The sequence below is a fragment of the Rhizobium sp. SRI_017 genome (assembly GCF_057586295.1).
Genome location: NZ_JBYCZP010000086.1, coordinates 1 through 637 on the forward strand (window position 1 = coordinate 1; position 637 = coordinate 637).

The window sequence follows — 637 nt, forward strand, 5'->3', positions numbered from 1 at the left end:
CGATGTCATTCTCAAGCCGAAGATCGGTGCCGCGGACTATCTCGCGGAATCGGGCATGCGCATCCGTGACGCCGTCAAGGGTGCGGCGATCGCACGGATTGGCGCCGGACGACGCAACGTGGGTTCGGCAACAACGCAAGCCAAACTCACCGCCGACGCGGTGCTGCCGCCGCCGAGCGGCCGGGCCATGGCCAAGACGACCGAAATGGTGGTCTGCGTCGGCGCCTCGACCGGGGGTACCGAAGCGTTGAGAGAGATGCTCGAGCAACTACCGGCCAACTCTCCCGGCCTCGTCATCGTCCAGCACATGCCGGAGAAGTTCACGGCCGCCTTCGCGCAGCGCCTCAACACGCTGTGCGAGGTGGAGATCAAGGAAGCGGAGAATGGAGATCCCGTGTTGCGCGGTCACGTGCTGATCGCACCGGGCGACCGTCACACGCTGCTTGAGCGGCAGGGCGCGCGCTACGTCGTTTCCGTCCGGACCGGCCCGCTCGTTTCGCGCCATCGGCCTTCGGTCGACGTGCTCTTCCGTTCGGCGGCACGTTCCGCCGGCGGAAATGCGATGGGTGTCATCATGACCGGCATGGGCGACGATGGGGCGCGCGGAATGGCCGAAATGCACACGGCCGGTGCCTAT

Annotated in this window: 1 protein-coding gene; it reads left to right on the forward strand. The window is 66.4% G+C overall.

Features of this window, described 5'->3' with window-relative positions; translation table 11 throughout:
- Positions 1-637, forward strand: a 637-nt coding sequence (locus tag AC2YI2_RS35125; protein WP_487391137.1) for a chemotaxis protein CheB, incomplete at both ends; no start/stop codon positions are given.